Below are 17018 nucleotides of genomic sequence, written 5' to 3' on the forward strand. Positions count from 1 at the left end.
GGACAACAAAAGGGGCGCGGCATGATGCGATTTGGGATTTCGGTGGCACTGGTTGGGGCGCTGGCCGCGCCTGCCATGGCCGAGGTGACAATCAGCCATGGCTATTCCGCCTTTGGCGAGCTGAAATACGGCCCCGATTTCACCCATTTCGACTATGCCAATCCCGAAGCACCGCAAGGTGGCACGATGAGCCAGCGCCAGCTTTATGGCTATGGCAGTTTTAACAGCCTGAATATTTTTATCATCAAGGGCGATAGCGCGCCTGAGGTCGGCCATCACGTTTATGATGTTCTGATGGAACGCGCTTATGATGAGCCGGATGCGGTGTATGGGTTGATCGCCGAGACGATCGAATATCCTGATGACCTGTCCTATGTCGCCTTCAACCTGCGCCCCGAAGCGCGCTTTCATGATGGCCATCCGGTGACCGCGCAGGATGTGGTTTTCACGATCAACGCGCTCAAGACCGAAGGCCATCCGTATTACCGGAATTTTCTGGCCGATGTGCTCGCGGTCGAGGCCGAGAACGATCACCGTGTGCGGATTGATCTGGCAGAGGGTGTGGGCCGCGCCTATCCGGGCGAAATTGCGAATTTAGCGGTGTTGCCGGAACATTTTTATGAGGCCTCGCCCTTTGATGAAAGCTGGATGCATATTCCGCTTGGCTCTGGTCCCTATACTGTCACGGCGGTTGATGCGCCGCGCATGATCACCTTTTGCCGCGATCTCGATTACTGGGCGGCGGATTTACCGGTGAATGCGGGCAAGAATAATTTCGACTGTTTTGCATACGAATATTTCGCCGATGACACTGTGGGGATGGAGGCATTTGCGGCAGGCGAATACTTGATGCGGGCGGAATATACGTCGTCACGCTGGGCGACGGGCTATGATTTTCCTGCGGCGCAGCAAGGCTGGGTGCAGCAGGTGCTGGTCCCTGATGGCCGGCCCACAAATGCGCAGGGGTTCTGGCTGAATATGCGCAAGCCTGCGTTACAGGATATCCGTGTGCGGCAGGCGTTGGAATATGCGTTCAATTTCGAATGGACGAATGAGACGGTGTTTTATGATGCTTATAAGCGGTCGGATAGTTTCTTTGAAAACACGGATATGCAGGCCGAAGGGCTGCCGGAGGGTGACGAGCTGGCGATCCTTGAAGATTATCGCGATCAGCTGCCAGAGGCGGTGTTTACTGAGCCCGCCCATGTGCCCCCTGTTAGCCGCCCGATACCGCGCGACCGGTCGGCGCTGCGCGAGGCAGCCCGCCTGCTGGATGAAGCAGGCTGGGTTGTGGATGATGCAGGTGTCCGCCGGAATGCGGCGGGTGAGCCGTTGCGGTTGGAATTTCCCGATGACAGCCGTGGGTTGGAACCGGTGATTACCCCCTATGTGGAAAACCTGCGCAGTCTGGGTGTTGATATCAGTTTCGACCTGATCGACCCCGCCGGAATGAGCGAGCGCCGCCAGACTTATGATTTCGATATTTCAATGTCCGCATGGCAGGTCAGCGTGACGCCGGGGGCGACGTTGCGCGGGTTTTATGGGGCATCCGCTGCGGCAGCGGAGGGGAGTAATAACCTGACCGGTCTGGCTGATCCGGTGGTGGATGCGCTGATCGAACGCATCGCGGGGGTGGATAGTCGGGCCGCGTTGGTGCCGGCGGTGAAGGCGCTGGACAGGGTGTTGCGCAGCAAGCAGATCTGGGTCGCGGGCTGGCATCTGGGCGCGCATCGTCTGGCGATGTGGGATGTGTTCGGCAGGCCGGAGGAACCGGCATTGTATGATTTCAATCGGGGTGTCGATTTCTGGTGGTTTGACCGTCCGAAATATGAGGCACTGGTGGAGGCTGGCGCGCTAACGGATCGGTTTTAGCGCTTGTCGTCTGCGGTTCTGGCGGGTCCGATCTGTTCGGGGGATTTTTGAGTTTTTCGGTGAACGCCTTTCAAGATATTGATTTTAAATGATATAAATGCGTTTCGGGCGATCGGAAAGCCGTCGGACTTGTATCGGACTTTCGTCGGACCACAAGGGACACTCGGGCAGGGTTTTGTTAAGGATCAACCTATCGCTGCGGGATGAAAAACTGCTTACCGTGCCGTGCGTGCCCCACGCTCTTGCGGTTAGGCGACCCTGTGTCCGCGGCTCCAGACGCCGCGCAGCACGGGGGTGTTGCGCGCGCTTGCGACCCGTAGGATATCGCCGCGCAATCCGGGTTTGAGCGTGCCCCGGTCGTTCAGCCCGGTGGCGCGGGCCGGGTTGGCGGTGACGCAGGCCACGGCGCGCGGCAGGTCGTTCCAGATTTCGGCCAGTCGGAAAGCCGACAGAAGAAGGGCGGACGGCACATAGTCGGATGAGATGATGTCGAGCAGTTCGGCCTGCGCCAGTTCATGCGCCGCCACGTTGCCAGAATGCGAGCCGCCCCGGATCAGGTTCGGTGCGCCCATCATCACCGCGATGCCTGCGTCGCGGCATGCCTCTGCCGCTGCGCGGGTTGTGGGGAATTCGGCAAAGCTGATGCCATTGCGCTGCGAGGTCGCGACCTGTTCCGTCGTCGTATCGTCATGGCTGGCGAGTGTCGCACCAAGGCGCTTTGCCTCTTGCACCGCGCCCACCTCGTGCTGTGCCCCGATCCGGGCTTGCAGGGCTTTCAGCTTGTCCACATGGGCCACGAATTCATCGTCAGTCAGGCTGCGTTTTTTGGTCAGATAGGTCTTGAGCGCGCCGAGGTCGCGGAACTGGCGCTGACCCGGTGTGTGGTCCATCAGGCTGACGATGCCGACCCGGTCTGCGGGGCCGAATTCGGCCATCTCTTCCAGCAGGGTTTCGGAACAGATTTCGGCGCGCAGATGCAGGAAGTGGCTGATCTTGAAGTGATTTTCGGCTCGGATTTGCAATAGCTCTGTCGCCAGTCCGCGTGCATAGGGATCATAGCGCGCCTTTTTCCCGGTGATCGAGCCGACGCGCAGCGCGTCAAAAACCGTGGTGATCCCGGTTGAGGCGAGTTCCGCATCATGTGCTAGCAAGGCCGAGACATGCGGCCAGTCCACATCGGGGCGCGGTTCGATATGCCGTTCAAGATTATCGGTGTGCAGTTCCACCAGCCCCGGCATGACATAATCGCCCCGGCAATCGATGGCGCTGGACGGCACGCTATCGCCTTCGCGTATTTCGGAAATTTGCCCTTGTTCGATCCGGATATGCCCGGTCATAACCCTGTCTGACAGAACAAGACGGGCATTCGCCAGATGCAGCGTTTCTGACATGGCACTGTCATGTCGGTCTGCAACAGGGATGGGATCGAAAGGAGAATTCATGTCATATGCTCGTTTTGCTGTCTATTATCTGCCACCTGACGGGGCGTTTGCACAGGCCGGGGCGTCCTGGCTGGGATGGGATGCGGGCCGGGGTGTGTCTGCGCGTCAGCCCGATCTGCCCGGATTGCATGACGTGACCATGACACCGCGCAAATACGGGTTTCACGGCACACTGAAACCGCCGTTCCGGCTGGCCGATGGTATGACCGAAGATGGTTTGCGGGCCGCGATGGCGGTACTGGCAAGGCAGGTCGCCCCGGCGCGCTGTGATGGGTTGGGGTTGCATCGAATTGGCGGATTTCTGGCGCTGACCCCGCAGGGGGATACGGCGGCGCTGGCAGAGGTTGCCGCCGCCTGTGTGACGCAGTTGGATGATTTCCGTGCCCCTGCGCGTGAGGCCGAACTGGCCCGCCGCCGTGCTGGCGGGTTGTCGGCGCGGCAAGATGCGCTGCTGACCCGCTGGGGCTATCCTTATGTGTTGGAGGAATTCCGGTTCCATTTGACTTTGACGGGTCGTCTGGATGATCTGGCCCCGTGGGAGGATGCGGCGCGCGCGCATTTTCCGCCGCTGCCTGCGCCCTTTGTGGTGGATCAGATCGCGCTGGTGGGGGAGCGCCCGGATGGGTGTTTTCAACTGATCCAACGCTATGCCCTGACCGGTTGAATAGCGGCGACAGCTTGGGCGATTGCATCGTCCAGCGCGCCGTCATTGCTGATGGTGACCGTCGGAATGCCATCGGGCAGGCATTTATTGCCTTCGGCGAGCCTTGCCGCGATTTGTGCAGCGCTTTCGCGACCGCGCCCGGATAGTCGCGCGGCGAGGGTTTCAGGTGCTGCGGTGATATTCAGGATCAGAATGTCAGAAAAAACTGTGGCCGCTTGCGCGAGTGCTTTGCGTGAGAAATTGGCGATGCAGGTTTTGCCAGCCGTGATGTCGCGCTGTATCTCAGCGGGGATACCATAGCGCAGCCCGTGCGCTTGCCAGTGGATGCAGAAGACGTTTGCCTTTGCCATTGTTTGGAATTCATCGGCGGTGACGGCGTGATAATCCTCGCCCCCCAAGTCTGCGGACCGGGTGATGATCCGGCGGACCCGCCGCAGTTCAGGCCGCGCGCGGATGATCCCGTCGATCACGCTGTCTTTGCCCACGCCGGAGGGGCCGACGACGGTGATTAGCCGCCCGGTCATGCGGCGACCTGTGGGGTGAAGGCGGAGACGTTGATTTCCCGGTCGCAGACCTGTTCCCGTGCCTCTTGGTCGTGGAAAATTCCGATGATCGCGGCCCCGCGCGCTTTGGCGGCTGTGATCAGGTCCAGCACGACGGCGCGGTTGGTGGGATCAAGGCTGGCGGTGGGTTCGTCCAGCAGGAGCGCGGGGTAGGGGTGCGCGAAGCCGCGTGCGATATTCACCCGCTGCTGCTCGCCGCCCGAAAATGTTGTGGGGGAGAGCGACCAGAGCGTTTGCGGGATGTTCAGCCGGGTGAGCAGGGTATCGGCCTGTGTTTGTGCCTCGGCCGCGGGTATGCCAAGCGTCAGCAGCGGGTCGGCCACCACGTCGCGCGTAGCCACGCGGGGCACCACCCGCAGGAACTGGCTGACGTAGCCGAGCGTCTGACGCCGCAACCGGATGATATCGCGGGGGGCGGCGTTGACGAGTTCGGTTTCGCCGATCCGGATGGAGCCGGATTGCGCCCGGTAGTTGCCGTAGATCATCCGCATCAGGGTGGATTTGCCCGCACCCGAGGCCCCGGTGAGTGCCACGCATTCGCCCGGTGCGACGTGGAGCGACACGCCGGTGAGCACAGAGATCACGGCGCTGCCCTGATTGTGCAGGGTGAAGGTTTTGGAGACGTTATCGAGCGTAATCATAGGTTTATACCTGCAAAACAGAGCTGACGAGCAGCTGGGTATAGGGGTGTTGCGGATCGTCGAGGACTTGGTCGGTCAGGCCGGATTCGACCACATGCCCTGATTTCATCACCATCAACCGGTCCGCCAGCAGCCGCACCACCGCAAGGTCGTGGGTGACGATGATGGCCGACAGGTTCATGTCGCGCACCAGCCCGCGCAGCATGTCCAGCAGCCGCGCTTGTACGCTGACGTCCAGCCCCCCGGTGGGTTCATCCATGAAGACCAGCCGTGGCCCGGTCACAAGGTTGCGTGCGATCTGTAGTCGTTGCTGCATGCCGCCAGAGAACGTGCTGGGCCGGTCGTCGACGCGGGTTTTGTCGATCTCGACCCGCTCTAGCCAGGTTTCGGCACTGCTGCGAATGTTGCCGTAACGGCGCGCGCCCACGGCCATCAACCGTTCGCCCACATTGCCGCCCGCGCTGACGCCCATGCGCAGCCCGTCGCGGGCGTGTTGGTGCACAAAGGCCCAATCGGTTCGGGCGAGCATGCGCCGTTCCGGTTCGCGCATCTGCATCGTGTCGCGGGGGCCGTCGCTGCGGGTGTCAAAGATGACTTGCCCCTGATCGGGGGGCAGGTGCCCCGCGAGGCAGTTCAGCAGGGTGGATTTGCCGGAGCCAGACTCGCCCACGATCCCCATGACCTCGCCGGGGTAGAGATCGAAGGAGACATCCGCGCAGCCGATATGCGCGCCATAGCGTTTGGTGATCCCGTGGACCGAGAGGAGGGGGGTCATCGGAAGGCTCCCGTGCAAGACTTTTCGAAAAGTCTTGCAAAATTCTTCCAAGAATTTTGCTTGGTACTCATGCGGTGTCCTTTGGCGGTGTGTAGCGCAATTCGATCCGGCAGCCGCCGGGTTCGCGCAGCATGGTGTGGATGGCTGGCCCGTTCTTGTTTGGCTCTGGGGCGAATTCGGGTTCTACCCCGGCCATGGCCTGCGCCCGCGCATAGGCCGCGCCGAGCGCCTCTTCGCTTTGCATGGCCAGGCACAGGTGATGCAGCCCGGCATTGGCATGCCGGTCAAAGGCCCCGTTGCCCCGCCGCGCCCACAGGGTCAGGCGGGCGTGACCATCGGTCATCACGATCATCGGATAGCCCGGGTCGCTGCCTGTCTCGCGCCAGCCCAACACGTCGCGGAAAAAGTCGCGGGTGGCGGGCAGGTTTGCGGTGGTCAGGCCCAGATGGTCAATGCCAAGCGTGCTCATGCGGCAGTCTCCTGTCGTTTCTCGCAATAATCGGTGTCAGAACAGACGAACATCCGCCCGCCCGCATCGTCGGTGATCAGCTCGTCCAGGTAGCTGTCCGTTGCACCGCAGAGCCCGCAGGGGTGGTCGGCTTTGGACGCTTCGAAAGGATGATCCTCGAAATCGAGGCTGGCGACCTGCGTGTAGGGGGGCAGCGCATAGATGCGTTGTTCCCGCCCGGCGCCGAAAAGCTGGATCGCGGGGCAATTGCCGAGTTTTGGGTTGTCGAATTTGGGGATCGGGGAAGGGTCCATGACATAGCGTGCCTCTACCTTGACCGGGTAGGCGTAGGCGGTTGCAATGTGGCCGTGGCGGCTGATGTCTTCGTAGAGCTTCACATGCATCAGCCCGTATTCCTGCAGCCCATGCATCTTGCGGGTTTCGCTTTCGCGCGGCTCGATAAAGCGTAGGGGTTCGGGAATTGGGACTTGGTAGACGAGGATTTGCCCGTCGGTCAGTGGCACCTCTGGGATGCGGTGTCGGGTTTGGATCAGCGTTGCATCCGTCGTCGCGGTGGTGGTGGCCACCCCAGCGGTCCGTTCGAAGAAGGTGCGGATCGAAACCGCGTTGGTGGTGTCGTCCGCCCCTTGGTCGATGACCTTGAACCTGTCATCGGGGGTCATCACCGCGGCAGAAACCTGCACGCCCCCGGTGCCCCAGCCATAGGGCATGGGCATTTCGCGGCTCGCGAAGGGCACCTGATAGCCGGGGATGGCCAGCCCTTTGAGGATGGCGCGCCGGATCATCCGTTTGGTCTGTTCGTCGAGATAGGCGAAGTTGTAGGCGTCATTTGTTGTCATGATGCAAGCTCGATCTGATGGGACGGGGTATCCTGTCGCAATTCTGTTACAAGGGCCGTGCGATCCTGTGGGCAGACATGAGACAGAACCGAATTTACAGGTTGATATGACGCGGAGGGGGAGGACAGCTCTGACCCCGTACCAAGACCAAGCGTCGCTCTTGTCTGCATATCTGAAACAAAACAGGAAGAGTGCTCATGCTGAGCTATACTGCGGAAACCGGTTGGGTTTTCGATCCCTATATGTGCGCGCTGGTCGTGGCGGTCGTGGTTTTCCACATTTATCGTGGACGGGTGCGCCGACGCAGCTTGCACCGCGAGGCCGACGGTACCTATGTCTGGATCGAATGGCACGGCGGCGAACGACGGTCTGAGACCGACCCGGCCGCGCCCGGCGGCGCATGGGACAGCGACGGAGACGGTGACGGAGGCGATTGATCGGCCTCTTTTTTTTGTCCAGCGACGCTTTTGATGATGGTCCGACGGGCTTTTTTTTGTGCCCGGTGCTATTGGTCTGGAGCGTTGGATTGCCGGGGTGAACGGTGTCAGCAGACTGGCGACGATGAGGCGGATCATGCTAGCTTTGTGCGCAAAATATCTTTGTTTTAGGGTGAGTGCGCGATGGAAACGTTTTTGACGGCCAGATGCGATGAGACAGTGAGCATTCTGCACGCTGTGATTTTTGGCGCGGGAGAGGCATATATCGACATTGGCATGGCCTCGCTGATCGTTGCGATTGGTGCCTTTTTGTTGGGGGTAACCCTGCTTCAGCTCGTCGCACGCCGACTGTGGCGCAATCCCAGGCAGCTTGCTGCGTTTGTCATCGCGTTGCCCTTGCTGGTCGGCCAGATGCTGCGCGGGCGGTATCGGTCTGATCGTCCGGATGATCGTGCTGCGCCTTATGACGGGCCGATCCGACGTACGCGGTTTTAGCAGCGTCGTCATTCCGCAGCCTCTGCCACCTGCTCGGCCCCTGCTTCGCGGCGTAGTTTGCGCACCAGTTCAAGCTCTGACTGGAAATCGACGTAATGGGGCAGTTTGATGTGTTCGAGGAACCCCGTCGCCTGCACGTTGTCGGCGTGGTAAAGTACAAATTCCGTGTCTTGCGCAGGGGCGCCGACGAAATCTTCGCCTAGTTCTTCCCACCGCATGGCCCGGTCGACCAGCGCCATGGAGATTGCCTTGCGTTCTGTCTGGCCGAAGACCAGCCCGTAGCCGCGGGTGAATTGCGGCGGTTCGGTTTTGGAGCCTTTGAACTGGTTCACGGTTTCGCATTCAGTGACCGTGATTTCGCCGATGTCCACCGCGAAGCCCAGTTCGGGGATGTCCATTTCCACCGCCACGCTGCCGATCCGCAGTTCGCCAACAAAGGCATGATTGCGCGCGTAGCCGCGCTGGGTGGAGTAGGCGAGCGAGAGGGTAAACCCTTCGTCCGCGCGGGTCAGCGCCTGTAGTCGCAGCGCCCGGTCGGCGGGCATTTCCAGCGGTGCGCGCGTCAGGTCTGGCGGGGGGATGTCGTCGGCGCGTGCCTCTTCGATCAGCCCTTCTTGGTTCAGGAATTCGGTGACGTGGGGCACCGGGCCGGGGGTTGGGTCGCGCTGGGCGCTTTCCGGCAGTTCGCCCTCGGCAGCCAGTTTGAAATCCAGCAGCCGGTGGGTGTAGTCGAAGGTTGGCCCAAGGATCTGCCCGCCGGGCATGTCCTTGAACGTGGCCGAGATACGCCGGTCGCAGGCCATGTCGCCTGTGTCGATCGGGTTGGTGTCGCCGAACCGCGGCAGGGTGGTTCGATAGGCGCGGATCAGAAAGACCGCCTCGATCAGATCACCGCGCGCCTGTTTGATCGCGAGTGCTGCAAGGTCGGGGTCGTAAAGCGAGCCTTCGGCCATGACCCGGTTGACTGACAGGGTCAGTTGTTCGCGGATTTGTGCGACAGAGAGTTCGGCGATGGCGATGTCGCCCCGCCGTTCCTCGGCGAGCCATGCGTGGGCGTTTTCGATGGCCCGCTCGCCTCCTTTGACGGCTACATACATGTCAGTTCACTTTCGTGGAGCGGGGCAGGGCGGCGAGCCGGTTGTCACAGGTGAAAATGCAATCCAGCCCCAGCGGGAATTGTGCGTGGTTGGCTTGGAAGAAGGTGGTTTCGGGTAGCGATAGTGTGGCGCTGTCTTTGATCCCCGGTCCGGTAAGCGTAGGCCCGTCGTTGGTGAGCGCGCCCACTTCGATGATCAGCGTGGTGGATCGGTCGGGGTAATCCGCAGTGCCGATGGGGTAGGCCGAAAGTGGTTGTAGGGTGTCCCAGCGTCCGAGTGCGAAATCGGCCTGTGCGGGGGCGACCAGCGGCGCGCCGGTGTGAAAGGCGAGCCAGTCGCGGATGGCGGGGCTGTTGTGGTCTCCGCTGAGGGTCAGCCCGGTGTCCGTATCGCAGAGCGTCAGGAGCACGGCCCCTGCCGCCGCTGACAGCGGCGCGGGCGGGGTGGCGCCTGTGATCTGTTGGATTGTGCCGGGGCGTGCCATCGCATCCATCACTGCGCGGAACGCATGGGCGGCGTCGGTGGCGGGGGTGCTGAACCCGCCGCTGAGCGTTTGGGTCTGCATCAGTCTTCCCCCCGGACCATTGTGAAGAAATCGACTTTGGTTGCGGCGGCCTTGGCGGCGCGGGTGGCGCGGGCGCTGTCGCGTTCGGTTTGCAAGACGTCGATGATTTGGCTGCGCAGCGTTGGGGCGGTGTCAGTTTGCATGAGTGCGTCCACAAGCGCCGCTGCTTCGGCGCAGGTTTTGCGCCGCCCCTGGATATAGGCGTGCCCGATGGTGCCGTTATCCAGCTGCAGGGCGCAGCGCGTGACGGTCATTTCGCCAAGGTTGAAGGGCGCGCCGGTCGCCCCCGCCCGGCCACGCACCATGGTGCTGCCGATTTCAGGCGCGCGCAGCCAAGTAAAACCGGGGCGCGCCATGGTGGCGTCGAGCAAGGCCCCGATCCGCCCTTCGGGCGCTTTGGCCAGCAGCCCCATCCAGGCTTTGCGGGCGGTGTTTTGATCTATCGTGTCTTTCATCTCGACAACTTTGGTTATTACTATACAACTAGACATATCTTATCAGATTGCGTCTGATTCCCAAGTGGAGAAATGTGAAAGTTGCGTGACAGTAAGCCTCGTGGCCGCACCCCTGTCTGGAAAGCGATTGCCGTCGCACTGCGGGGGGATATGTCTGAAGGCCGTTATTCTGTGGGGGATAAGTTGCCGACTGAGGCGGCGCTGGCGGAACGTTTTGGCGTGAACCGTCATACGGTGCGCCATGCCTTGGCGCATCTGGTGGAGGAAGGGCTTGTGCGGACACGGCGCGGGGCCGGGGCCTTTGTCGCCGCAACTCCTACGGATTATCCGATTGGCCAGCGCGTGCGCTTTCACGAAAGCTTGCTTGCTGGCGGGCATCGCCCCGGAAAGCGTGTGTTGCTGATTGAGCTGCGCGCGGCGACGCGGGCCGAGGCGGAAGCTGTGGCCGTGGAGGTGGGCGCGGAGATCTGCGCGATGCACGGGTTGTCCTATTCGGACGGCCAGCCGATTGCGATTTACGAAAGCGTGTTCCCGTCGGGCCGGTTGCCGGGGATTGATGCTGCTTTGGCGGAGGTCAGCAGTGTGACCGAGGCGCTGGCGCGGGTGGGGGTGGCAGATTACACCCGCGCTTCCACCCGGCTGACGGCGGTACGCGCGGACGCGACCCAAGCGCTGCATCTGCAAATGCAAGAGGGTGATCCCGTGCTTCGGTCTACGGGGGTGAATGTGGACGCGGCAGGGGTGCCGGTGGAGTTCGGGCGGACGTTTTTTGCGGGGGACCGGGTGACGCTGACGCTGGAGGGGCGGTAGGGGGTGTTGCTGGCAGGTTCTGGGCGTTCATCGTATCTGTACGAACTTACGCGGCTGCCACGGTCTTTGCATAGCGCGTAGGCGACGTGCCGACATGGCGTGTGAAGGCGGTGCTGAAGGCGCTTGTGGAACCGTAGCCGATGGTGTTTGCGATGTCTCCGATATCGTTTTGCCCAGCCTGCAGCATGTGCTTGGCCAGCGTCATCCGCCAGTGCAGCAGATAGCCTATGGGCGCCACACCGACGATCCGGTTAAACCTTGTGAAAAAGGCGGAGCGGGACAGGCCTGCCTCATTGGCCAGACCGTGAACGGTCCAGGGGTTTTGGGGGGCTGCGTGGATCGCGCGAAGTGTTGGCCCGATCCGTGCGTCAGCCAGACCGCGCAGCAGGCCGGGTGTTGCGCCGGTCTGGGTGGTGGACCGAAATGCCTCGATCAGGAGCACTTGCAGCAGGTGTTCAAGGACAACATCCCCGGCTGGGCGATCCGCGCGGGCTTCGTCCCGTACCAGAGTGGCGAGCGCGGTCAGACGGTCTTGTCCGCTGACGACGACCATATCGGGGAGGAGCGACACCAAGAGATCAGCGTCCGGGCTGCCGAAGCGGCAGTGGCCGATAAGCTGCTGTACCTCTGCGGGTCCGTCCGCTGTGCCGATCCGGAAGATGCCGTCATCGCCAAGCACCGGGCGGCTGCGCAGATTTGGTGGGGCTGGTGGGTCAACGCTGGACACGGTGAAGGCAGAGGCGGCCGGGATCAGCACGAAATCACCGGCGTTGAGCACGAATGGCGACTTTCCGTCCAGCTCTAGCCGGATGCGCCCGAAGAGCTGCATGCAATAAAACACCTCTGCCACATCATCGCGCCGTACCCGAAATGGACCGGAGCCTTCTGCGAGCTTTGAATAGGGCGCGTGTGGGCGCAGCAGGGATATCACATCGGAGAGGGGATCGGCCATTTCGGACTTTCGATAAAACATACCGGATTATGCATAGTAGATCATCCGGCTGTTTAAGTCGACATAAGGGGTATCAACAAAGGAGATTTCGTTATGAAGACTGTTATGATCACCGGGTGCTCTTCTGGCTTTGGGCTAGAGACGGCGCGCCATTTTCTTGCGCAGGGCTGGTCTGTCGTGGCGACGATGCGCAAACCGGATGCTGCGCTTTTGCCCGCTTCAGAGAGGTTGCGCCTGTTGTCGCTGGATGTGACCGATGGTGCCAGCATCGCACGGGCCGTGGCGGCGGCAGGGCCGATTGATGTGCTGGTCAATAATGCAGGTGTTGGCTGGCTGTCCCCGGTTGAGGGGTCGTCTGAAGAGACGGTTGGCCGGATTTTTGAGACCAATACCTTTGGTACTTTCGCGATGATCCGGGCCGTACTGCCGCAAATGCGTGCGAATGGTGCGGGTGTTATCGTTAATGTGTCGTCCAGTGTGACGCTGAAGCCGTTGCCTCTGCTTGCAACCTATACCGCGAGCAAAGCGGCGGTGAATGCCTATACCGAATGTCTGGCGCTTGAGTTGGCGCCCTTGGGTATTCGCACGCGGCTGGTATTGCCCGGTCAGGCCCCGGCGACGCATTTCGGGGCAAATGCGCTGGCCTTGATGGCTGACGCTGATGAGACGCCGGAGGCTTATAAGCCGTTTGTTGATCAGGTGATGCATGATTTCCGCGCAAATGCGGGGAAAGAGCCGACCTGCCCGGAGGATGTGGTGCAAGCTATATGGCGTGCGGTGACTGATCCGAACTGTCCGCTGCTGCTGCCAGCTGGGAGTGATGCGGAGGCTTTGGCTGCGTGATTGTTGGGGGTGGTGGGTGAAGGTCTGTTGGCGGAGGAAACGCCATGGCGGGCAAGGCCGGACAATTGCCAGCCACCCCGCCCGGCGGCACCGCCGGGCATCGCCCGACCTCCCCCAAGAGGGCGATTTTGCTGCGTTTCAAGTGGCGTGAGGGTCGCCGTGTTGCTGATGGTGTGCCAGACGGGAACCTCCCGTACGCCCTCCAGGTTGGGCGATGCCCTCAGCTCTTTTGGTTCTGGTCAGATCGCAAGAGAGGTCCCGGGTTGCGCCCGGGACGGGTGAGGTTAGCCGTTGTAGCGCTCAAGGAATGCTTCGGCTTGCAAAGTCCGGAAATCTGTCAGTGCCTGCCGCAGCCGGGAGTGATCCCAGTCCCACCAGCCGAGAGCGATCAGCCGTTCGGCGATCTCGGTGGGTTGGCGCAGCCGCAATATCTTGGCGGGGGTGCCTGCAACGATGGTGTAGGGGGAGACGTCTTTGGTGACGATGGCGCCGGAGGCGACGACGGCACCGTGTCCCACTGTGACCTCTGGTTTGATCATCGCCCCGTGCCCGATCCATGTGTCATGCCCGATATCCGCCCGCCGTGCTTTGCGCTGGGCGAAGAAGCTTTCATCCAGATCCGCATCATCCCAATAGTCGCTGGACCGATAGAGGAAATGGTGGCAGGCCGCTGTGTCGAGCGGGTGATCTGTGGCCCCGATCCGTACGTAGCTGGCAATGTTAGCGAATTTGCCAACTGTTGCATTTGCGATATCGGCATAGCGGTCGCAATAGCTGTAATCGTCGATGTTGCTATGCGCGAGCTGGCTACCTGCGCCGATTTCGGTATAGGCACCGAAGGTGCAATCGGTGATCGTGCAGCCGTCATGGATGAACGGCTGATCTGCTGTCAGTCGTGCCATGTCAGTCTTTTCGCCCGATCAACCGCCCGCGCAGCCAGCCAGACAGGCTGTCCATCACCATCAGCATGATAATGATCAGGATGATGTAATAGGCGACCTCTTCCCAGTCTTTTTGGGTCTGGATCGCCTGGGTCAGCATCAGCCCGATGCCGCCGCCGGTGATTGCCCCGATGATCGTGGCGGAGCGGGTGTTGGATTCCAGAAAGTAGAATACTTGCGCCAGCAGCACTGGCACCACCTGCGGGATCACGCCGAACCGGTAGCGTTGTAGCGGTTTGGCCCCGGTGGAGCTGATCCCTTCGATTTGTTTTTCATCCACGTTTTCAAGCGCTTCAGAGAAAGTTTTGCCAAAAGTCCCGGTGTCGGTGATCAAAATGGCGAGCGATCCGGTCAGCGGGCCGGGGCCGAAGGCGCGTGCTAGCACGACTGTCCAGATCAGCGCATCCACCCCGCGCACGAAGTCGAAAAACCGCCGGGTGATGCCCCGGATGATAACCAGCGGAGCAAAGCGCTTGGCGGCCAGAAACGCAAGAGGCAGGGCAATGATCGCAGCCCCGAATGTGCCGAGGAAAGCCATCAGGATGGTTTCGCTGATGGCCCATGCGATATCCTTGTGCCGCCACATCGGGTTGTTCCACCAATCACTGATCGCGCCGCTGCTATTGCCGCGTTGCGGGTCTAGCTGTGGCCCGGTCAGCAGTGACCAGATCCCATGCCCGTGGTAGGGGCTGTCGAGGGTGAACCAGAACAGCTCCCACCCCGGAAAGTATCTGAAAACTTCGGTTTTCGATCCGGTCAGCGTGACCCGCCCGTCCGGCAGGGTGATGGTGACCCGCCGGTCAGAGGCGTTGATCCAATCGGGGATCGTTTCCCCTAGATTGGTTGTCACCTGCCGCCCTGTGGCTTGTGCTGTGATTGGGCCGAAACCTGCGATATCGATCTCGGTGCGGTTTTCGGGCAGGAACCGCACAATCGTGTCCGGCCCCAGTGTGACCGTGGTGATGTCTTCGCCGGTGACCCAGTCGGGGCGTGTGCCGTCGGGGTAGGTGCCTTTACGTTCGCCTTCGACCGCGTAGGCGATCTCGCCGGTTCGGTTGGTGCGGGTCACATGCACCTTGTAGGACCAGCTGTCTGACGCGATGGTCACGGCGTTATCCATATTGGCCCGTTGGGCGAGGCTGGGGATATCGAACGCGAAGAAGATATAGGTGAAATAGACCAGCACGATGGCGGGCAGGGCAAAGCCCATGATCCGTTTGCGGGCAAAAAGGCTGTCGGCCTGAGATTTCAGGAGATCAAGTTCTGCGGTGCTCATGCCGTGTGTCCTTCTGTCAGACGGTTGCGGTAGCGGCTGGACAGTTGGTCAAAGAAGACGATTGTGCCGAAAAGCAGGATGAAGATCGCTGCGGCCTCGTCAAAGCGGCCCGGCCCCCAGGCCATGGCGTTGCGCAGCTCATACCCCAGCCCGCCTGCGCCGACAAAGCCGAGGATGGCCGAGGCACGAATGTTGATTTCAAAGCGCAGCAGGCTGTAGCTGATATAGTTGGGTGCCACTTGTGGCAGGATGCCCAGCCACATCCGCTGGGCCCATGTGGCACCGGTTGAGGCGAGCCCTTCGACTGGTTTCAGGTCGGCGTTTTCGGCAACTTCGGAAAACATTTTGCCCAATGCGCCCGCCGTATGGATCGCGATGGCGATCATTGCGGGCACTGGACCACCGCCCAGCACGAAGATCAGCACCAGCGCGATGACGATTTCGGGGATCGCCCGCATGATATCCATGATCCGCCGGAAGAGCGGGATCAGCCGCGGGAAGCGCGCCAGCCCGCGGGTGGACAGCAGTGAAAGGATCAGCCCTGCCACAGCCCCAACCAGCGTGGAGACCGCTGCGATGTTGACGGTTTCCACAAGTGCGGGGAAGAATTTTGCGATCAGCGCGGGCAGGTCGGCCCGTTTGTCCCACGCCTCTGACAGGACATCGGCGGGGTAATCGCCGATCTGGCTAAGCCCCTCCCAGAAGCCGCCGGCGTTGCGGTCATCGGCGACATTGAAGCCAGAGGCCATCAGAAGGACAAATATCAGAAGCGTCAGCCCGCCATAAAGCCGGCGGCGCTGGACCTGCGCCATATAGCTGGCCTGAAGTGTTTCGACCGTATGTGTCCCGGTCATTGTCGCGTCGCTCATCCTGGCCCCTGCGTATAAAAAAGGACCGGGCAGATGGATGCCCGGTCCTGACTGCTGCTTAAATTTATCCGCCGATTTTGGCTTCGCGGGCTGCGATCACTGACAGGTATGTGTCGTGGGTCACAGGCTGAAAGCCCAGCGTTTCGCCTGCGGCTACGCCATAGGCACATTCCTGGTCACGTTCAAAAAGGCCATCGACCAGTTGGGTCATGGTTTCGCGTACGTCAGCGGGCAGCGCCTTACGCAGCACGACCGGGCCTTCGGGGATGACGTTGGATTTCCAGATTTCGACAAGTTCGTTCATATCAACGAGGCCCGCATCCACGGCGCGGCGCAGCGCGCCGGAGTTATAGCCGTCTTCCCAGTTACCCTGGGCGTCGGCCCAGGTCACGCCGCCGTCGATATCGCCGTTGAACACGGCAACGATGGTTTGTTCGTGACCGCCGGTGAATTTGACCTCGCCGAAATAGTCGCCGGATTCCATGCTGGCACCGGTAGCCTGCGGGATTTCGATGGAGGGGATCAGGTAGCCGGAGGTGGAGTTCGGGTCACCGAAGCCGAAGACCTTGCCCTGCATGTTCTCAAGCGAGGTGATGCCGCTGTCGACGCGGGCAAAGCCGATGGAGTGATAGCCGATGGAGCCGTCCATGTTCTGCTTGACGAGAACCGGTTCAACCGCTTCGGGGTCTTGTAGATAGGTGGCGGCGTAAGAGGAGGCACCCAGCCAAGCCATGTCGATGGTGCCGCCCAGCAGGCCTTGGATGACGCCATTATAGTCGGCAGGGGCGAAAAGCTTTACCTCAACACCCAGCGCTTCAGAGGCGTAATCCTGCAGGCAGGTATAGTTGTTCAGCCGATCCTGCGCGTTTTCGCCGCCCAGAATGCCGATCCGGAATTCGGTGATTTCTGCATCCTGTGCGAAGGCGCTGGATGTCAGTGCCGTGGTTGCTGCCAAGGCAAGTGCAAATGTGGTTTTCATCATTTTCTCCGTCGATTTGATGGGGGTTGTTCCG

The 17018-nt window shown here is 61.2% G+C and carries 20 protein-coding genes; 6 read left to right on the forward strand and 14 right to left on the reverse strand.

Going from position 1 to position 17018, the window contains the following annotated elements; all coding sequences use genetic code 11:
- The first annotated feature begins 21 nt into the window (after positions 1 to 21).
- Positions 22 to 1872: an extracellular solute-binding protein gene (locus ACJ5NV_RS04675; RefSeq protein WP_411642462.1), complete on the forward strand. Its 1851-nt coding sequence runs from the start codon at positions 22 to 24 to the stop codon at positions 1870 to 1872.
- Positions 1873 to 2120: 248 nt separating this feature from the next.
- On the opposite strand, the gene ACJ5NV_RS04680 is transcribed toward ACJ5NV_RS04675, so the two are convergent.
- On the reverse strand, positions 2121 to 3314 hold the full coding sequence (locus ACJ5NV_RS04680) for an alpha-D-ribose 1-methylphosphonate 5-triphosphate diphosphatase (protein ID WP_411642463.1): 1194 nt from the start codon (positions 3312 to 3314) through the stop codon (positions 2121 to 2123).
- On the opposite strand from ACJ5NV_RS04680, the gene ACJ5NV_RS04685 reads away from it, so the two are divergent.
- Positions 3313 to 3978, forward strand: a complete 666-nt coding sequence (locus ACJ5NV_RS04685) for a DUF1045 domain-containing protein (RefSeq protein ID WP_411642464.1) — start codon at positions 3313 to 3315, stop codon at positions 3976 to 3978. The genes ACJ5NV_RS04680 and ACJ5NV_RS04685 overlap by 2 nt on opposite strands.
- Here the strand turns inward: ACJ5NV_RS04685 and phnN are convergent.
- The 5 genes from phnN to ACJ5NV_RS04710 all read right to left on the reverse strand — a co-directional run bounded on the left by phnN (position 3960) and on the right by ACJ5NV_RS04710 (position 7265).
- Positions 3960 to 4502: a phosphonate metabolism protein/1,5-bisphosphokinase (PRPP-forming) PhnN gene (gene phnN / locus ACJ5NV_RS04690; protein ID WP_411642465.1), complete on the reverse strand. Its 543-nt coding sequence runs from the start codon at positions 4500 to 4502 to the stop codon at positions 3960 to 3962. The two genes, ACJ5NV_RS04685 and phnN, sit on opposite strands and share 19 nt — an antisense overlap.
- Entirely contained in the window at positions 4499 to 5182 is a 684-nt protein-coding gene (gene phnL, locus ACJ5NV_RS04695) for a phosphonate C-P lyase system protein PhnL (protein WP_411642466.1), read from the reverse strand. The genes phnN and phnL overlap by 4 nt, the downstream gene beginning before the upstream one ends.
- Before the next feature lie 4 nt (positions 5183 to 5186).
- The gene (phnK, locus tag ACJ5NV_RS04700; protein WP_411642467.1) at positions 5187 to 5957 is read right to left on the reverse strand and encodes a phosphonate C-P lyase system protein PhnK; all 771 of its coding nucleotides are present in this window, start codon (positions 5955 to 5957) and stop codon (positions 5187 to 5189) included.
- A 67-nt stretch (positions 5958 to 6024) separates the two neighbouring features.
- Positions 6025 to 6426, reverse strand: coding sequence for a VOC family protein (locus tag ACJ5NV_RS04705; RefSeq protein WP_411642468.1), 402 nt, complete (start codon positions 6424 to 6426; stop codon positions 6025 to 6027).
- Complete coding sequence (locus tag ACJ5NV_RS04710; RefSeq protein ID WP_411642469.1) at positions 6423 to 7265, reverse strand: alpha-D-ribose 1-methylphosphonate 5-phosphate C-P-lyase PhnJ; 843 nt, start codon at positions 7263 to 7265, stop codon at positions 6423 to 6425. The genes ACJ5NV_RS04705 and ACJ5NV_RS04710 overlap by 4 nt, the downstream gene beginning before the upstream one ends.
- 197 nt (positions 7266 to 7462) lie before the next feature.
- Between ACJ5NV_RS04710 and ACJ5NV_RS04715 the strand changes: the two genes are divergently transcribed.
- The gene (locus ACJ5NV_RS04715) at positions 7463 to 7702 is read left to right on the forward strand and encodes a hypothetical protein (protein WP_411642470.1); all 240 of its coding nucleotides are present in this window, start codon (positions 7463 to 7465) and stop codon (positions 7700 to 7702) included.
- A gap of 183 nt (positions 7703 to 7885) precedes the next feature.
- Positions 7886 to 8197 carry a hypothetical protein gene (locus ACJ5NV_RS04720; protein WP_411642471.1) on the forward strand — a complete coding sequence of 104 codons (312 nt, stop codon included), beginning with the start codon at positions 7886 to 7888 and terminating at the stop codon, positions 8195 to 8197.
- An 8-nt stretch (positions 8198 to 8205) separates the two neighbouring features.
- Here ACJ5NV_RS04720 and ACJ5NV_RS04725 read toward each other — a convergent pair whose 3' ends face one another.
- Genes ACJ5NV_RS04725 through phnG form a run of 3 tightly spaced genes read right to left on the reverse strand, consistent with a single transcriptional unit; the run spans position 8206 to position 10314 of the window.
- A complete protein-coding gene (locus ACJ5NV_RS04725; RefSeq protein WP_411642472.1) occupies positions 8206 to 9294 on the reverse strand; it encodes a carbon-phosphorus lyase complex subunit in 1089 nt (362 codons plus the stop codon).
- Position 9295: 1 nt separating this feature from the next.
- Positions 9296 to 9859, reverse strand: coding sequence for a phosphonate C-P lyase system protein PhnH (phnH, locus tag ACJ5NV_RS04730; protein WP_411642473.1), 564 nt, complete (start codon positions 9857 to 9859; stop codon positions 9296 to 9298).
- Positions 9859 to 10314, reverse strand: a complete 456-nt coding sequence (gene phnG / locus ACJ5NV_RS04735; RefSeq protein WP_411642474.1) for a phosphonate C-P lyase system protein PhnG — start codon at positions 10312 to 10314, stop codon at positions 9859 to 9861. The genes phnH and phnG overlap by 1 nt, the downstream gene beginning before the upstream one ends.
- Before the next feature lie 81 nt (positions 10315 to 10395).
- Here phnG and phnF point away from each other — a divergent pair, with 81 nt between their 5' ends.
- Positions 10396 to 11124 (forward strand): phosphonate metabolism transcriptional regulator PhnF, encoded by a 729-nt coding sequence (gene phnF, locus ACJ5NV_RS04740; protein ID WP_411642475.1) that lies wholly within the window; start codon positions 10396 to 10398, stop codon positions 11122 to 11124.
- Positions 11125 to 11170: 46 nt separating this feature from the next.
- On the opposite strand, the gene ACJ5NV_RS04745 is transcribed toward phnF, so the two are convergent.
- On the reverse strand, positions 11171 to 12076 hold the full coding sequence (locus ACJ5NV_RS04745) for an AraC family transcriptional regulator (RefSeq protein ID WP_411642476.1): 906 nt from the start codon (positions 12074 to 12076) through the stop codon (positions 11171 to 11173).
- 93 nt (positions 12077 to 12169) lie between these two features.
- On the opposite strand from ACJ5NV_RS04745, the gene ACJ5NV_RS04750 reads away from it, so the two are divergent.
- Positions 12170 to 12919 carry an SDR family oxidoreductase gene (locus tag ACJ5NV_RS04750; protein ID WP_411642477.1) on the forward strand — a complete coding sequence of 250 codons (750 nt, stop codon included), beginning with the start codon at positions 12170 to 12172 and terminating at the stop codon, positions 12917 to 12919.
- A 284-nt stretch (positions 12920 to 13203) separates the two neighbouring features.
- On the opposite strand, the gene ACJ5NV_RS04755 is transcribed toward ACJ5NV_RS04750, so the two are convergent.
- From ACJ5NV_RS04755 to phnD, 4 genes are all read right to left on the reverse strand, one after another.
- Positions 13204 to 13821, reverse strand: a complete 618-nt coding sequence (locus ACJ5NV_RS04755) for an LbetaH domain-containing protein (RefSeq protein ID WP_411642478.1) — start codon at positions 13819 to 13821, stop codon at positions 13204 to 13206.
- Position 13822: 1 nt separating this feature from the next.
- Positions 13823 to 15136: a phosphonate ABC transporter, permease protein PhnE gene (phnE, locus tag ACJ5NV_RS04760; RefSeq protein ID WP_411642479.1), complete on the reverse strand. Its 1314-nt coding sequence runs from the start codon at positions 15134 to 15136 to the stop codon at positions 13823 to 13825.
- Positions 15133 to 16005 (reverse strand): phosphonate ABC transporter, permease protein PhnE, encoded by an 873-nt coding sequence (gene phnE, locus ACJ5NV_RS04765; RefSeq protein ID WP_411642480.1) that lies wholly within the window; start codon positions 16003 to 16005, stop codon positions 15133 to 15135. Before phnE (ACJ5NV_RS04765) ends, phnE (ACJ5NV_RS04760) begins: the two co-directional genes overlap by 4 nt.
- A gap of 64 nt (positions 16006 to 16069) precedes the next feature.
- Positions 16070 to 16984: a phosphonate ABC transporter substrate-binding protein gene (gene phnD, locus ACJ5NV_RS04770; protein WP_411642481.1), complete on the reverse strand. Its 915-nt coding sequence runs from the start codon at positions 16982 to 16984 to the stop codon at positions 16070 to 16072.
- Positions 16985 to 17018 lie beyond the last annotated feature (34 nt).

The organism is Loktanella agnita, assembly GCF_046640325.1.
GTDB lineage: Bacteria > Pseudomonadota > Alphaproteobacteria > Rhodobacterales > Rhodobacteraceae > Yoonia > Yoonia agnita.

Excerpts from the sequence above, each read along its gene's own strand:
- ACJ5NV_RS04705 (WP_411642468.1), bottom strand. The coding sequence starts at position 6,426 with ATGAGCACGCTTGGCATTGACCATCTGGGCCTGACCACCGCAAACCTG.
- ACJ5NV_RS04715 (WP_411642470.1), top strand. The coding sequence starts at position 7,463 with ATGCTGAGCTATACTGCGGAAACCGGTTGGGTTTTCGATCCCTATATG.
- ACJ5NV_RS04680 (WP_411642463.1), bottom strand. The coding sequence starts at position 3,314 with ATGAATTCTCCTTTCGATCCCATCCCTGTTGCAGACCGACATGACAGT.
- phnL (WP_411642466.1), bottom strand. The coding sequence starts at position 5,182 with ATGATTACGCTCGATAACGTCTCCAAAACCTTCACCCTGCACAATCAG.
- ACJ5NV_RS04725 (WP_411642472.1), bottom strand. The coding sequence starts at position 9,294 with ATGTATGTAGCCGTCAAAGGAGGCGAGCGGGCCATCGAAAACGCCCAC.
- phnK (WP_411642467.1), bottom strand. The coding sequence starts at position 5,957 with ATGACCCCCCTCCTCTCGGTCCACGGGATCACCAAACGCTATGGCGCG.
- ACJ5NV_RS04685 (WP_411642464.1), top strand. The coding sequence starts at position 3,313 with ATGTCATATGCTCGTTTTGCTGTCTATTATCTGCCACCTGACGGGGCG.
- ACJ5NV_RS04675 (WP_411642462.1), top strand. The coding sequence starts at position 22 with ATGATGCGATTTGGGATTTCGGTGGCACTGGTTGGGGCGCTGGCCGCG.
- ACJ5NV_RS04755 (WP_411642478.1), bottom strand. The coding sequence starts at position 13,821 with ATGGCACGACTGACAGCAGATCAGCCGTTCATCCATGACGGCTGCACG.
- phnE (WP_411642479.1), bottom strand. The coding sequence starts at position 15,136 with ATGAGCACCGCAGAACTTGATCTCCTGAAATCTCAGGCCGACAGCCTT.
- phnD (WP_411642481.1), bottom strand. The coding sequence starts at position 16,984 with ATGAAAACCACATTTGCACTTGCCTTGGCAGCAACCACGGCACTGACA.
- ACJ5NV_RS04710 (WP_411642469.1), bottom strand. The coding sequence starts at position 7,265 with ATGACAACAAATGACGCCTACAACTTCGCCTATCTCGACGAACAGACC.
- phnN (WP_411642465.1), bottom strand. The coding sequence starts at position 4,502 with ATGACCGGGCGGCTAATCACCGTCGTCGGCCCCTCCGGCGTGGGCAAA.
- ACJ5NV_RS04745 (WP_411642476.1), bottom strand. The coding sequence starts at position 12,076 with ATGGCCGATCCCCTCTCCGATGTGATATCCCTGCTGCGCCCACACGCG.
- phnG (WP_411642474.1), bottom strand. The coding sequence starts at position 10,314 with ATGAAAGACACGATAGATCAAAACACCGCCCGCAAAGCCTGGATGGGG.
- ACJ5NV_RS04750 (WP_411642477.1), top strand. The coding sequence starts at position 12,170 with ATGAAGACTGTTATGATCACCGGGTGCTCTTCTGGCTTTGGGCTAGAG.
- phnH (WP_411642473.1), bottom strand. The coding sequence starts at position 9,859 with ATGCAGACCCAAACGCTCAGCGGCGGGTTCAGCACCCCCGCCACCGAC.
- phnE (WP_411642480.1), bottom strand. The coding sequence starts at position 16,005 with ATGAGCGACGCGACAATGACCGGGACACATACGGTCGAAACACTTCAG.
- ACJ5NV_RS04720 (WP_411642471.1), top strand. The coding sequence starts at position 7,886 with ATGGAAACGTTTTTGACGGCCAGATGCGATGAGACAGTGAGCATTCTG.